A 14,138-nucleotide genomic window follows, 5' to 3' on the forward strand; every position below is an offset into this window, starting at 1 on the left:
ACATAAGGGGGTGGTGCACACGCCCGCCCGCCTCGCCCCCTACGAGCGCGCGATCAGCCATGCAGCCATCGAGGCCGGGGCGGACGTGGTCATCGGGCATCACGCGCATATCGTTCGCGGGATCGAATTCCATCAGCGCAAGCCGATCTTCCATGGCCTCGGCAATGGTTGCGTCGTGACGAGTGCGCTGAGCCCGGCGCAGGACCACCCGGCGCGGCGCGAGTGGGCCGAGAGGCGCAAGGCACTGTTCGGTTTCGAACCGGACCCTGCCTTTACCCTCGCGCCGTTTCATCCGGAAGCGGTCAATGCCATGCTCGGGCGACTGACAGTCCATGAAGATGGCCGGATCGAAGCCGGGATCATCCCGGTGGACGTTCTGGCACCCGGAAGGCCGGTTCTGGCCGAAGGCGAGAGGAAATCCGAGATCGCCCGCTATATCGAAGACATCACGCGGAAGGCCGGACTGCCGCCGATCACCATCGCCGCTGACGGCATGGTGCGCGCATGATCGGGGTGCGCAACGCCATCACCCTGCTCGGCGGGGTCGCGCTGCTGGGAGCAACAGCAACGGATACTGTTGCGGTGATCGGCCGCAATGTCGGCCTGCCGCTGCGGGGCTCCATCGAACTGGTCCAGTTCTTTGTCCTCGTTGCCGGATCGCTGGCCTTGCTGGTGGCAACTGCGGAGCGGGCGCACGCCAAGGTGCATCTGGTGGTGGACCGCATGGGCGATGCCGGGAAGGCCGCCATGGCGCGGCTTTCGGGCCTGCTGGGCGCGGTGTTCTTTGCCGGGCTTCTCGCCGGGTCGCTGTGGCTCATGGCCGATCTGTGGAGCGGGCACGAGGAGAGCGAACTGCTCGGCATCTCGTGGCGCTGGATGCGGCTATTCGCCAACCTGGCACTGCTGGCGACGACCGCAGTGCTGCTCGCGCAAGCCGTCAGGGGGCGCAAGTGATGTTTGCGACGCCCGCGACCGGCGTGATCGGTGTCGTGATCCTCTTTGCGCTGCTGTTGTCGGGCCTGCCGATCGGCGTGGCGCTGGGCCTCGTCGGGCTTGGCGGGCTGTGCCTTGTGCTCGGCCTTGAACCCGCACTGATCAAGGGCGGGGTAGTGCTGGTCGATACGCTGACCCGTTATGAACTGGGCACGCTGCCGCTGTTCATGTTCATGGCGCACCTGTTCTTCTCTTCCAACGCCAGCCGCGACCTGTTCGATGCGGCGGCGAAGCTGGTCGGCCATCGGCGCGGCGGGCTGGCCTATGCCTCGGTCGGCGGGTGCGCGGGTTTCGGGGCGATCAACGGATCGAGCCTCGCCACCGCAGCGACCATCGGCCTTGTTGCCCTGCCGGAAATGCGCAAGCGCGGCTATTCGGACGCACTGGCGACCGGGACCGTCGCGGCGGGCGGCACGCTGGGCCAGATGATTCCGCCTTCAGGCGCGCTGATCGTGTTCGGGATCATTGCCGAACAGTCCATCGGCAAGCTGTTTACCGCAGCAATCGTGCCGGGGCTGACGCAGGCGCTGCTCTATTGCGCGGTCATCTGGATCGCCGTGCGCCTGCGCCCGCATATTGCCCCGGCCAGCGACCGCGCATCGTGGGCAGAGCGGTGGCAGGCTATCGGCAGGATCGCCGATATGATCTTGCTGATCGCGCTGGTCATCGGCGGCATTGCGCTCGGCTGGTTCAGCCCGTCCGAGGCAGCGTCGATCGGTGCAGCGGGCGCGCTCGCCATCGCGGCGTGGCGCAAGCGCCTCAATCGCGCCATGCTGATGCAGGCCTTCGAGGAAACGCTGCGCACGAGCGGGCTGATCCTCATGGTCATCATTGGCGCCCTGGTCTTCTCGGTCTTCGTTTCGGTTACAGGGCTGACCGACGCCATCGGCGCCTGGGTCACCGGCCTTGGCCTCGGCACGATACCCACGCTGATCCTTGTTGCGGTGATCCTGCTGCTGCTGGGTTCGGTGCTCGATGGCCTTGCTCTGATGCTTCTGACCACGCCGATCCTGCTGCCGGTGGTCGAAGGCGTGGGCATGTCTGCCATCTGGTTCGGCATCTTCCTGTGCCGCGCGATGGAAATCGGCTTCGTCCATCCGCCCTTGGGCATGAACCTGTTCGTGATCCAGGGCGTGGCCAAGGACGTTTCGATCAACCGCATCTTCAAGGGCGTGCTGCCGTTCCTGGCGAGCGACCTTTTGCACCTGCTTATCCTGATCCTGTTCCCCGCGTTGGCGCTGGGGCTGCCCGAATTGCTTGGAAACTGACGATGTTTGCTTATGCCGGACCAAACTTGCCGCATGACCTGTTGGAGGCGACCGGGCGCAATGCCGGACCGCTGACGTGGAACGTGGATCGCGCCATGCCCGCGGCGGACCGCTGGCTGGAAAGCAAGTTCGCGCCGTGGACCCGGTCGGTGCTCCAGGACTGGGCCGACGGCGCGCTCGACCATCTCGAGGCGGTCGTCTTCTCGCGCGCCGACGACAGCGCGCAGCGGCTTTACTACTACCTGTGCGAGTTGCGGCGTTCCGGCGCGATCAAGGGGCCGGAACCGCTGGTGCTGGATATCGCCAAGAGCCAGAGGCCTAGCAGTATCGCCCGCGACGAAGTGGCGCTGCGCAAGCTGGCGGAGCGGCTGGGCGTGGGCGAGGCGGCGCTGTCTGCGGCTATCGTTGCCGGCAACGCAGCCCGCGCAAAGCCGGGCATTCCGTCCGCCGAGGGCAAGGTATGCCTGATTGCCGGGAGTCCGCTGCCCGATGAGCGCATGCATCGCATGATCGAGCGCGAGGGCTGGACCGCAACCGGTCGCACGCTGGCCGACGAGTGGCAGGACGCAGGGCTGCTGGTGGAAGAGATCGGAAATCCCTTTGCCGCGCTTGCCCGCCAGCTTCATGCCCTTCGCCTCGACACGCGCGGCTTTTTCGATCGCTCCGGTGCGCTCACCGAAAGGGCTCTGGCGGTTGGCGCAAAAGCGGCTGTGCTGTGGCTGATCGAGGAGGATGACACCACCGTCTGGCACTTGCCGGCCATGCGCGCCGCGCTCGAGACGCAGGGCCTGCCAGTCATGGTCGCCACCCGTCGCGACTGGTCGTGCCGTGACGGGATCGATGCCGAAATCTCTGCCTTTCTCGCAGGAGTGGCCGCATGAAGCTGCTCAGCGGACACCGCGTTGCCGTACTCGGCGGCATGGCGGATCGCGCGCTCGCACGCTTCCTGGCATCGCTTGGTGCGGAACTGGGCGGGCCGGTTGAAGGCGCGTCGTTCGTGATCGATGACCTTGGGCTGGAAGGGCTCGAGGGCGTCAGCATTCCCGAAGCGGCCGTGCACGTATCCGTCACCCCCTTCGGTTCGGGCGGGCCACGCTCGGCCTGGAAGGGCGGCGAACTGGTCGCCTCGGCGATGGGCGGGGCCTTGCGGGTCACGGGCGAACCCGGCCTGCCCCCGGTCAAGGAGGCGGGCGACGCCTGCACCTTCCACGCCGACATGGTGGCCGCATCAGGCGCGTTGGCGGCGCACTATGCACGTGGGAGCCACGGGAAGGGCCAGCACGTCGATGTTTCGATCCAGCAAGTCGCCTTCAGCCGGACTTTCAACGGCGTGCTGGTGTGGCAGTTCGACAGGCGCAAGCTGGTCCGCGTTGGCGGCGCACTCGCCTATGGCAAGGCGACGGTGCGGGCGATCTGGCGGCTCGCCGATGGCTGGTGCTTCCATTCGCTGATGACCGGGCGCCTCGGCGCGCCCGCCAACCAGGCGCTGTCAGACTGGATCGACGAAGCGGGCATGCCCAATCCCATGGCTGGGACGGACTGGCTTTCCTACAACCGCTCCACTCTCCCTGCTGAAACCCGCAGCCTGTGGGAAGCGGCCATCGCCGCATTCTTCCTCTCGCGAACCAAGCACGAGATCGCGACCGAAGGCTTGCGGCGCGGGATCAACGCCTGCGTTGCCAACGAACCGGCAGACGTGCTGGCGGACCCGCATCTTGCCGCGCGGGGCTTCTTCGACACGGCGGATGGCCTGCCCGAACGCTTCGCTGCGTTCCGTGAAGGCAGCGCGCAAGTTGCCGCGCCCGCCATCCACACCGGCACCCGTCCGGGGCCGCTTTCGGGCGTGAAGGTGCTCGATTTCGCGTGGGCGCTGGTCGGTTCGATCACCACCAAGACACTGGGCGACCTTGGCGCGGAAATCGTCAAGATCGAGACGCGGACCAGGCCCGATCTGGCCCGTCTGGACGTGCAAGTCTCGGCCTCGAAGCCCGGCAACTGGGACGACAAGCCGTGGTTTTCGCACCTCAACACCTCCAAGCGCAGCCTTTCGCTCAACATGAAGAAGGCCGAGGCCCGCGAGCTGATCGATCCCCTGATCGACTGGGCCGACGTGGTGGTCGAGAACTTCTCGCCCGGCACGATGGCCAAGCTGGGTCTGGATTACGACAGCCTTGCGGCGCGCAACCCCGGGATCGTGATGGTCTCGGGCAGCGTGTTCGGCCAGACCGGGCCGATGGCGCAGGAATGGGGCGTCGATGGCACCGGCGGGGCGCTCTCGGGCCGCACTTACCTGACCGGCTGGCCGGATCGCGATCCGGTTATCCCCGGCGCGGTCCCGTTCGGCGACGTGATCGTGCCCTATGTCATGGCGGCAGGGGTCGCCGGCGCGCTGCAATATCGGCGCGAGACCGGGCGCGGCTGCCATATCGATGCTTCGATGTACGAGATCTGCGTCCAGCAGATGCGCGATTATCTTGAGCAGGCCAAGCGGGGCGAGCGGCCGCAGCGCATGGGCAATGCCGATGCGCGGGTGTTCTGGCAGGACGTGCTCCCCGCGGCGGGCGAGGACCGCTGGGTGGCGGTCTCCTGCCCGACCGCGGCTGACCATGCGAAGCTTCTGGCGATCACTGGCGCCGATCCCGCCGCATGGACGGCATTGCGCGGGGACCACGCCATCGCCGCCGAGCTTCAGGCCCACGGCATCGCCTGCGGCGTGGTGCAGGATTGCGAGGACATGATCGAGCGCGACGCCCAGTTGATCGGGCGCGGCGCGCTGGTCACGCTCGACCATCCCCTGCTCGGCCCCTTCGGCCACATCGCCACGCCGCTGCGCTTCTCGCGCGATCGGTTCCAACCCTTCCGCGCGCCCGGCATGGGCGAGCATGTCCATGAAATCGCGCGCGATCTGTGCGGCCTGTCAGAGGCCCGGATTGCCGAGCTCGAACAGGCAGGAGTCTTCCAGTGAGCGCCGAACCCATCACGAAACCCTCGGGCCAGCGCAGCCGCAAGGACCTTGCCTGCACCGCCGCTGCCAGTGCCTACCAGAAGCAGTTCGGAGCAGACCTCAGGCGCCGCGTCGTCGACGAGGGCGAGCCTTTTGCCATCGTCCAGGCCGATACGCCGCACGAAATATTCCACGTGATGGACATACCGATCATCACCAATCAGTGGTGGTCGGCCTACATCTCGGCCAAGCAGCTCTCGAACCATTATTTCGAGGTGATGGCGCAGGCCGGTTACCCCAAGAACAGTTGCAAGTACTGCTCGCTCGGCCTTGCCTGCACGCTGGCCAACGACCCCAGGACCGCGCCATGGGGCGGCTTGCCAAAGCCCACGGTGCTTGTCGCGCGGATGACCTGCGATTGCATCCAGCACGTGTTCGCGCAGTGGGCCGATGCGCTGGGCAGCGAATTCTTCCCGATGGAAGCGCCCGCGTGGGAGCACAAGGATCCGCGCTGGTTCGCCCATTCGAAGGACCAGTGGGAACAGGTCTATGACGCGGATCGCATCGCGCTGGCCGTTTCGGAAATGCGCGACCTGATCGCGCTGCTGGAGAACCGCACCGGTCGCAAGTTCGATGAGGAAAAGCTCCACTACCTGATGGAGCGCATCAACGAGCAGGAAGGCTATATCTGGGAAGCGGCACAGGCCATCGGCAAGGCACGGCCGTGCCCGGTCTCGATCGCAGAGCAGATGCCCAACACGATGATTCCGCAGTGGCATCGCGGCTCCGACTGGGCGGTGGGGCATGCCAGGCGCTTTCGCGACGAGGTGATGAACCGCATCGCCGCGGGCGAGGGCACCGCTGCGAATGAGAAGATTCGCCTGATGTGGATCGGCGCGGGCGTGTGGCACGATCCCGGCTTCTATCAGGCGCTGGAAGAGCGCATGGGCGCGGTCTTCGTCTGGTCGATGTACATGCCCTTTGCAGGTCCGCAGTACATCCGCGAAGTGCAGGGCCGTCCGATGGAGGCGCTGGCCAGCCGCATCTGCTCGATGAACGAGGTGCTGCACCTGCCGCCATGGATGAACGGCTGGATGACCAGCGAAGCAGAGCGCTGCGGCATCGATGCTTGCGTTGTCCTGCTGCCACCGGAGAACCGCCTGTCGCAATCCGGCACCAAGATCACCGCCGAGGCGCTGGAAAAGGCAGGCGTGCCGGTGCTGATGATCGACGCCGACATGGTCGATGCCGCCAATTGGGATCATGACAGGATGGTCGGCATGGTGGCGGAGTTCCTGCAGAAGCGAGGGCTGACGTGAGGCTCTTCGCCGCCCTGCTGATCCTGCTCCTGGCGGCCTGCGCGCGCCCGGTCGATCCGGGCGTGACCGAACTGACTTATGCCTCGCCCTACAGCCCCAACCATCCGTTTTCCAAGGCCGACCAGGAATGGATGGCCTTTGTCGAAAAGCGCTCGGACGGGCGCATCCGGATCAGGCCGGTATGGTCGGGCGCGCTGCTTTCATCGGACATGTCGATGGAGGAACTGCGCCACGGCGTGGCCGATATCGGCCTGATCACGCCGATCTACGTGCGCGGCGGCACGCACCTCATCCGCATCCAGTCGGGCTTCTATCAGGGCGCGGACAGCGTGGAATCGCAGGTTGCGCTCTATGGGTGCATCGCCAGCGCCAATCCGCAGGTCGGGCATGAACTGGCAGGGCTCAAGGTGCTGGCGGTGCAGGGCGGCACGCTGTCCGGTCTCGTTACGGCCAACCGGCAGGTGCGCAGTCTGGACGACATCAAGGGCCTGCGCATCCGCGCGCCGACCGAACTCCTGAGCGTGCTGGACTCCCTCGGTGCGGACCCCGTCAACATGCCGATGGGCGAAGTCTACTCTGCCATGGCCAAGGGCGTGATCGACGGCGTGATCGCGCCGGAAGACACCTTCAAGTCGCTGCACTTTGCCGAAATCTCGAAGCACTTCTACCAGATCGCCGTGCCCCGAGGTGCCTATCCAGCGCGCGCGATGAGCGAGAAGCGCTGGAACGCCTTGTCCGAGGCTGATCGTCAGGTCCTGACCGATGGCATCGTCGTGTGGGAAGCGGCGCTGGCTCACCAGGTTCGCGCCGCGGTCGAGAAGGGCAAGGCCGAAGCCGTGGCGGCCAAGGTCACCTTCAACCCTGCCAGCGTGGCAGACCAGCAGCGCTTCGACGCAATCTACCTGCGCGATTCAGAAGCCAATGCGCGCGGCCTTGCCGCCTATGGCATCGATGGCGAGGCTGCATTCCGTTCCGCCCGCGCAGCGGTGAAGGGACGGGACCGGATTACCTGCGGGAGTGGCACATGAAGAAGATGACATCCTTCCTGCTGGGCCTCGCGCTCGGCATCGCCCCGCTCACAGCAGAGGCGCAGAGTGCCCGGACGATCGGTATGCCTGCTGGTTCCGGCGGAATGCCTGCCATTGCGCAAGGCCGCGCCGATGCGCCGGGTTACACCATCTACCGCCCCGCAATCTGGCCAAGGCAGCGCTTGCCACTGGTGCTGTGGGGCAATGGCGGCTGCCGCGACAACGGCCTGTCGGCCAGCCATTTCCTGCGTGAGATAGCCAGCCACGGCTATCTGGTCGTTGCCAATGGCACCCCGCGCGAGGAGCGGCCGGTGCTTGCCGCACTTCCTCCCGCAAACGGCCCGCGCCCGACAGGGGCTCCGCCGGCCCGCGCAACGCCGGACGAAACGCAGGTGAGCCAGTTGCTCGGCGCGATCGACTGGGTCAGGGGCAGCGATCTCGCGCCCCATGCCGATCTTTCACGCATTGCCGTCATGGGGCACTCCTGCGGCGGCCTGCAAGCCCTTGCAGCTGGTGCCGATCCACGCATCGGCGCGGTCGTCGCCTTCAACAGCGGAGTCTATGTGCGCGCAGGCTCGGGCCTGAGCGGCGTCGGCATTACCAAGGACGATCTCGCCAGGCTGCACACGCCCGTTGCCTACATCCTCGGCGGGCCTGACGACATTGCCTACCCCAACGGGTCTGACGACGTCTCGCGCATCGCCCATGTGCCGGTTTTCTTCGCCAACTCGGCCATCGGCCATGGCGGCACCTTCGGCCTTGCCAATGGTGGCGATTATGGCCGCATCGGCGCGGCCTGGCTCGATTGGCAATTGAAGCGCAGGACCAGGGCGGGCGCGATGTTTACCGGCCCCGACTGCGGGCTGTGCAAGGACAAGCAATGGACCGTGGTCCGCAAGCAATTTCCGGAGAAGCCATGATTTCGCCTCCAGCCACCGGCCCGCTCTCCGGCATCCGGATTGCCGACTTCAGCCACGTCATGGCTGGGCCTTACGCTTCGCACCTGCTGCGGATGATGGGGGCCGAGGTCATCAAGATCGAGCCCAAGGGCGGAGATGGCTTCCGCAACTATGGCGCTGACCGGCGCTACGACGGGATGTCGCCCGCGTTCATCGCTGCCAATGCCGGCAAGAAGTCGATCGCGCTCGATCTCAAGGACGAGGGCGATCTTGCCATTGCCAGGGGCGTGATCGCCCGGTCCGACGTCTTGCTCGAAAACTTCCGGCCCGGCGTCATGGCGCGGCTCGGTCTTGGCTACGAGGCTGCGTGCGATCTGCGTCCCGACCTGATCTACTGCTCGGTTTCCGGCTATGGCCAGGAAGGCCCGCACCGCGATTGGCCGGCCATCGACAATATCGTGCAGGCCACCAGTGGCATGATGATGCTGAGTGGCGACGAGGGTGATCCGCCGGTGCGCGTGGGCTTCCCCATCGTTGATACGCTGACCGGACAGACCGCCGCCATGGCGATCCTCGGCGCGCTCATGCAGCGCGAGCGTGGCGGTGGGGGCAGCAAGCTCGATGTATCGATGTTCGATGCCAGCCTCGCCTTCATGACCTCGGCGCTGACTCCGTTCCTCGTGACCGGCAAGCCGATGAGCCGCATGGGCAACACCGGCTATAGCGGATTGCCGACGGCGTCGCTGTTCACCACGCGCGATGGGCGGCAGATCTCGCTCGGCGTAGTCCAGCCGCCGCAGTTCGCTGCACTTGCGCGCGAACTCGGACACGAGGACTGGTTGGGCGATGAACGCTTTGCCACGCCCGATGCCCGCCGCGCCAATTTCGATGCCATGCACGCCGCTCTCTCGGCCGTGTTCGCCACGGGCGATGCGGCGGATTGGGAGCAGCGCCTGAGCAATGCAGGCATTCCCTGCGGCATGGTGCGTCGCGTGGACGAGGCTGGGGCGCTTGCAGGCAAGGGCGCACTGGTGGATCTTCAGATTCCCGGTCTCCCCCAGGAATGCGTTCAAATTCCCGGCCCCGGCTACCGTGTGGCGGGGCAGGCGGGTCCGACGCTTGCCGCACCGCCCCGTCTAGATGCAGACCGTGCCGATATTCTCGCGTGGCTGGCGCAGGAGCCAGTGGCGTGAAGCTGCGTCTGCTGCTCGCCCCTCTGGCGATGCTTGCCGCTCCGCTCGTCGCGCAGGATGCAGCGCCCGTTTCGCGCATGATCGAGGGCACACTTGCCAGCGGGGCGAAATGGCAGGCACTGGTTCCGGCAAACTTCAACGGCAGCCTGCTGTTGTGGAGCCACGGCTACTCCCCGCGCATCGACCCGGCCGAACCCGCGCCTGCGCAGTACCGTGATCTGCTGCTCGCCAAGGGTTATGCGCTGGTGGCGTCGGACTATGGCGCGGGAGGGTGGTCGCTCGAACAGGCTGTGCCCGCGCAGCGCGCCACGGTCGAGGCCTTTGTCGCGCGCGAAGGGCGCCCGGCACGCGTGCTGGCCTGGGGGTCGTCGATGGGCGGCCTCATTTCCACCGCGCTGGCCGAGCAGGACAGGCCGGTGATCGACGGCGCTCTCGCGATGTGCCCTTCGATCGGCGGCGCGGTCGGCATGATGAACATGGGGCTGGACGGGGCTTTTGCCACCGCCGCCCTGATCGCGCCCAATTCCGGGCTGTCGCTGGTCAACGTCGCTGACGACATGGCCAATGGCCGCAAGGCCATGGCGGCAATCGATGCTGCCCGTCAAACCCGCGAAGGCAGGGCGCGGATCGCACTGGCGGGTGTGCTCGGCGGCATTCCCGGCTGGACCCGGCCCGAGCGTCCCGAACCCGCTGCCGACGATACCGAAGCGCAGGTTGACGAGATCGCCGCAACGCTGGTCATGGGCACCTTCATGCCGCGCAATGATCAGGAGAGCCGCGCGGGCGGCGTCTTCTCGTGGAACACCGGCGTGAACTACGCCCGGCAACTGGATCGTTCGGGACGTCGGCCCTTCGTGGAGGCGATGTATCGCAAGGCCGGGCTGAGCCTGAGCCGCGATCTCGCCACGCTTGCCCGCGCCCCAAGGGTCAGGGCCAAGCCATCAGCCGTGCGCTACATGCTTGATAACTATACGCCATCAGCCCGCCCGCGCGTGCCGCTGGTGTCGCTGCAGGCGGTGGGCGATGGGCTGACCTCACCTTCGCTGCAGCGCGCCTATGCCGACGCTGCGCCGCCTGCGATGATGCAGCCGCTCTGGCACAAGGGAGCGGGGCACTGCCGCTTGCCCCCCGAACAGGTCCTTGCGGCGATTGCGCATCTTGAACAGCGCATCGCTTCGGGCAAGTGGCCTGCGCGTCCGACCCAGTTCGTCGATCACACGCCGCCACCGATGTTGCGTTCGTGCCTGCGGCAGGAGGGCCCGTCCGGCCCGCGCTGCCGCTAGGCACCAGGCGCGCCCGTGTCAGTCGATCCCTTTCTTCTCGATCGTCCAGCCAGGCACCACGCACAAGCGGCAATTGCTGCCGGTGAAGGTGCGCGCCGCAGTCTTGTCGCCACGCAGCTGCCACTCCAGCCAGTCGACCGACAGCGCCGCCACCGCACCACCGTTTGCCGTGCGGAACGTGCCACCGTGGCCCACGGGCAGTTGAACCAGGGCAGCTGGCACCTTGTCGATCCGCTTGAAATCATCGGTGCCGTTGGGAAAGGCGATGTCGTCCGGCCCGCCCAGGACATAAAGCACCGGCGTGTGCAGTTTCTCGAGCATCGCCTTGTTCACGGTGATGCCGCGGATCGGGTTGGTGCCGTCGGTAAACACGCCGCTGTTGTGGACCAGTACGGTGCGGATGCGCGGATCGGGCGCCACTTCGAGCGCCTGCAGGCCGCCGCAGCTGTGCCCGGCCACGGCCAGCGCCTTGTCGTCGATCCTGCCGTAGAGCGCGCTTCCAGCCTTGGCGTTCTCGGCCAGTGCCCAGTCGAGGCCCGCCTTCACGTCGGCACTGGTCGTTGCAACTGGCGGCAACTGGCCGGATTTATCCGGCGCCCGCAGTTCGCGCTTTTTTGTCGCGCCCGGACCGCTCATGATGTCGCCGGGCGCAATCACTACATAGCCATGGCTGGCAATCTCGATCAGATGCTGCCTTGCGCTCGCGCCATCGGCACTGCACCCGCCATTGCCCCAGACAAGCACTCCCAGCGCCTTGGCTTTCGCAAGATCCGCCGGTCGATAGATCACATGCGCGGGCAGGGCCGGATCCTGCGTCATCACTGCCGGATAGGGCCCGGTGCCGGGGCCATTCGGCATCGTGTCGAAGCTGTTGGGCTGGTCTTGCGCCGCCAGCGGCGCTGCCATCATGGCCATGCCGAGCGCTGCGCCCATGATGTGATGTCTGCTCAAGCGATCCTCCTTCTCCTGCACCGCACATTTGTCTGACAGGTTCTGCAATGCAAGCGCTTGCGTAAAACGTTTGCCGCCTTTAAGCAATGGACCATAACAATGAAGGGAGAGACGTGATTCACACTGTTCTGGCCACTGGCGATCTCGCGATGGACCGCGATGATTACGACGCCTGCTTTGCCGGGACGGCGGCTGTCCTGCGCGCTGCGGACGTGGTGTTCGGCCAGCTCGAGACCAGCTTTGCCGAAAAGGGTGTCCGTCTGCCTCAGGCGCGCCATGCCGTGCTCGCCAGGCCCGAAGGTGCAGCCGCTCTGGGTCGCGCCGGGTTCGATGTGATCTCCATGGCCGGCAACCACGTGATGGACTGGGGACACGAAGCCTTCTTCGAAACGCGCGGGCATCTTGAAAAGGCGGGAATGAGCGTTGTCGGGGCCGGGGCCAACATTGCCGAGGCTCGCCGCCCGGTGATCCGCACGCTGGGCGATGGAACGCGCGTGGCCTTCCTCGCCTATTCCAGCATTCTCCCGCATTCCTACTGGGCTGACGAGCGTCGGCCCGGTTGCGCCCCGATGCGCGCCTTCACTGTCTATGAGCAGATCGAGCACGACCAGCCCGGCACCCCGGCGCGAGTCCACACCTATCCCCATCGCGAAGACCTCGCCGCAATGGAGGCAGACATCCGCGCCGCGAAACAGCAGGCCGACGTAGTCCTCGTCTCGCACCACTGGGGCATCCACTTCGTCCGTGCAGTGATTGCCGATTACCAGCGCGATGTTGCCCGCGCCGCGATTGCCGCCGGGGCCGATGCGATCTTCGGCGGCCATGCCCATGTCCTCAAGGGCTGCGAGCTGATCGACGGCAAGCCGGTGTTCTATTCGCTTTGCAATTTCGCCACCGATCTTGCGATGGACGAGGCCCACGCCAATTCGAAGAGTTTCAACGAGATCCGCGTCCTTGCCGAAGAGTGGGAGCCGGATTTCGAAAGTCTCTACAACTTCCCGAAGGCCGCGCGCCTGTCCATGATCGCGCGGCTCGAAATCGCCGGTGGCAAGGTGCTGCGCGCGGGCCTGCTGCCGCTTGTCATCGGCCGCGATGCCGTGCCGCGCCTGGCCGAGCCGGGCAGCGAAGACCATGCCGCGGTGGTTGACTATCTGGCCGCCGTCACGCGGGAAGCCGGGCTCAACGCCGCGTACCGCGAAGAGGCAGGCATGGTCGTGCTGGAGCAGGCAGCATGAAGCCGCGCGCCGCCGCGTTTCCCCTCGAGGGCTACGTCCTGCTTTACCTGCTGGCGTACCTGCCGAACGTGATCGTGACCAAGCTGGTCACCTCGCAGCCGCACGCCGGGCTTGGCCGTCCGCTCACCGGCCTCGAAACCCTGCCCGCGTCGCTGATCATCAACATGGTGCTGACCTGGGCCTTCATCTGGCTGTCGGGCTGGCACCGTGATGCCAACAAAGTCTCGTTGGGGCCGGTCCGCCTGCCGTTCCCGACATTCTACACCTTCCTTTCCGGCCTCGGCACTTCGCTGGTGCTGTTCACCGTGCCGCTCAGCTTCACCATCCCCAATGTCAGCATCCCGTTCATCCAGCTGGTCATGCGCGGCGACATCCTGATCATCGCGCCGCTGGTCGACGTGATGTTCGGTCGCCGCGTGCGCTGGTGGAGCTGGACCGCGCTGGCAATGGTCCTGTTCGCGCTGGTCATAACCCTGTCCGACCGGGGTGGCCTCAAGCTCCCACCGATCGCGATCCTCACCGTCGTGCTCTACACGCTGGGATATTTCCTGCGCCTGTTCGTAATGACGAAGATCTCCAAGAGCGGTGACCCGGCCTCGGTAAGGCGCTATTTCGTCGAAGAAAAGATGATCGCGCTGCCGATGTCGGTGGTGATTCTGGGTGTCATCTCGGCCAGCGGCATCGGCGGACAATCGGGTGAGCTTGCCTGGGGCTTCATCGGCGTGTGGAGCGATCCGGTGCTGCTCGACCTCTTCTGGATCGGCGCATCGCTCACCGTGATTTCCGTGCTGGCCATCATCATCCTGCTCGACCCGCGCGAGAACGCCTACTGCGTGCCTTTGGAGCGCGCGGCGAGTCTTGTCGCCGGGATCGGCGGTTCGGTCCTGCTCGCATGGTTCTGGGGCCTGAAGATGCCGCGCAATGCCGAATTGATCGGCGCGGGCGTGCTGGTCGGCGCGATTGTCCTGCTCTCGCTCGCCCCGCGCCTTTCCGCGCATCGGCAAGCGCGAAGCGAAACTGCCTGA

General features: G+C 66.2%; 13 protein-coding genes. 12 read left to right on the forward strand and 1 reads right to left on the reverse strand.

Going from position 1 to position 14,138, the window contains the following annotated elements; all coding sequences use genetic code 11:
- From AX703_RS12910 to AX703_RS12955, 10 genes are all read left to right on the forward strand, one after another.
- A partial coding sequence (locus AX703_RS12910) for a CapA family protein (protein ID WP_197423711.1) occupies positions 1 to 508 on the forward strand: 508 nt, incomplete at its 5' end.
- Positions 505 to 954, forward strand: coding sequence for a TRAP transporter small permease (locus tag AX703_RS12915; protein ID WP_062344586.1), 450 nt, complete (start codon positions 505 to 507; stop codon positions 952 to 954). The genes AX703_RS12910 and AX703_RS12915, both read left to right, overlap by 4 nt.
- Positions 954 to 2,261, forward strand: a complete 1,308-nt coding sequence (locus AX703_RS12920) for a TRAP transporter large permease (protein ID WP_039336799.1) — start codon at positions 954 to 956, stop codon at positions 2,259 to 2,261. Before AX703_RS12915 ends, AX703_RS12920 begins: the two co-directional genes overlap by 1 nt.
- Before the next feature lie 41 nt (positions 2,262 to 2,302).
- Positions 2,303 to 3,142 carry a hypothetical protein gene (locus AX703_RS12925; protein ID WP_231735525.1) on the forward strand — a complete coding sequence of 280 codons (840 nt, stop codon included), beginning with the start codon at positions 2,303 to 2,305 and terminating at the stop codon, positions 3,140 to 3,142.
- Positions 3,139 to 5,226: a CoA transferase gene (locus tag AX703_RS12930; protein ID WP_062344591.1), complete on the forward strand. Its 2,088-nt coding sequence runs from the start codon at positions 3,139 to 3,141 to the stop codon at positions 5,224 to 5,226. The genes AX703_RS12925 and AX703_RS12930 overlap by 4 nt, the downstream gene beginning before the upstream one ends.
- Positions 5,223 to 6,524, forward strand: a complete 1,302-nt coding sequence (locus tag AX703_RS12935; RefSeq protein ID WP_062344593.1) for a 2-hydroxyacyl-CoA dehydratase subunit D — start codon at positions 5,223 to 5,225, stop codon at positions 6,522 to 6,524. The genes AX703_RS12930 and AX703_RS12935 overlap by 4 nt, the downstream gene beginning before the upstream one ends.
- Positions 6,521 to 7,552 (forward strand): TRAP transporter substrate-binding protein DctP, encoded by a 1,032-nt coding sequence (gene dctP, locus AX703_RS12940; protein ID WP_082734570.1) that lies wholly within the window; start codon positions 6,521 to 6,523, stop codon positions 7,550 to 7,552. The genes AX703_RS12935 and dctP overlap by 4 nt, the downstream gene beginning before the upstream one ends.
- Positions 7,549 to 8,472, forward strand: a complete 924-nt coding sequence (locus tag AX703_RS12945; RefSeq protein ID WP_062344595.1) for a hypothetical protein — start codon at positions 7,549 to 7,551, stop codon at positions 8,470 to 8,472. The genes dctP and AX703_RS12945 overlap by 4 nt, the downstream gene beginning before the upstream one ends.
- Positions 8,469 to 9,644 (forward strand): CaiB/BaiF CoA-transferase family protein, encoded by a 1,176-nt coding sequence (locus tag AX703_RS12950; RefSeq protein WP_039336792.1) that lies wholly within the window; start codon positions 8,469 to 8,471, stop codon positions 9,642 to 9,644. The genes AX703_RS12945 and AX703_RS12950 overlap by 4 nt, the downstream gene beginning before the upstream one ends.
- Positions 9,641 to 10,927 carry an alpha/beta hydrolase gene (locus tag AX703_RS12955; RefSeq protein ID WP_062344597.1) on the forward strand — a complete coding sequence of 429 codons (1,287 nt, stop codon included), beginning with the start codon at positions 9,641 to 9,643 and terminating at the stop codon, positions 10,925 to 10,927. The genes AX703_RS12950 and AX703_RS12955 overlap by 4 nt, the downstream gene beginning before the upstream one ends.
- An 18-nt stretch (positions 10,928 to 10,945) precedes the next feature.
- Here AX703_RS12955 and AX703_RS12960 read toward each other — a convergent pair whose 3' ends face one another.
- Complete coding sequence (locus AX703_RS12960) at positions 10,946 to 11,878, reverse strand: hypothetical protein (RefSeq protein ID WP_231735526.1); 933 nt, start codon at positions 11,876 to 11,878, stop codon at positions 10,946 to 10,948.
- Positions 11,879 to 11,964: 86 nt separating this feature from the next.
- Between AX703_RS12960 and AX703_RS12965 the strand changes: the two genes are divergently transcribed.
- Both AX703_RS12965 and AX703_RS12970 read left to right on the forward strand, forming a co-directional pair.
- Positions 11,965 to 13,113, forward strand: a complete 1,149-nt coding sequence (locus tag AX703_RS12965) for a CapA family protein (RefSeq protein WP_231735527.1) — start codon at positions 11,965 to 11,967, stop codon at positions 13,111 to 13,113.
- Positions 13,110 to 14,138, forward strand: coding sequence for a hypothetical protein (locus AX703_RS12970; RefSeq protein ID WP_062344601.1), 1,029 nt, complete (start codon positions 13,110 to 13,112; stop codon positions 14,136 to 14,138). The genes AX703_RS12965 and AX703_RS12970 overlap by 4 nt, the downstream gene beginning before the upstream one ends.

The organism is Novosphingobium sp. CCH12-A3 (assembly GCF_001556015.1).
Taxonomy (GTDB): Bacteria; Pseudomonadota; Alphaproteobacteria; order Sphingomonadales; family Sphingomonadaceae; genus Novosphingobium; species Novosphingobium subterraneum.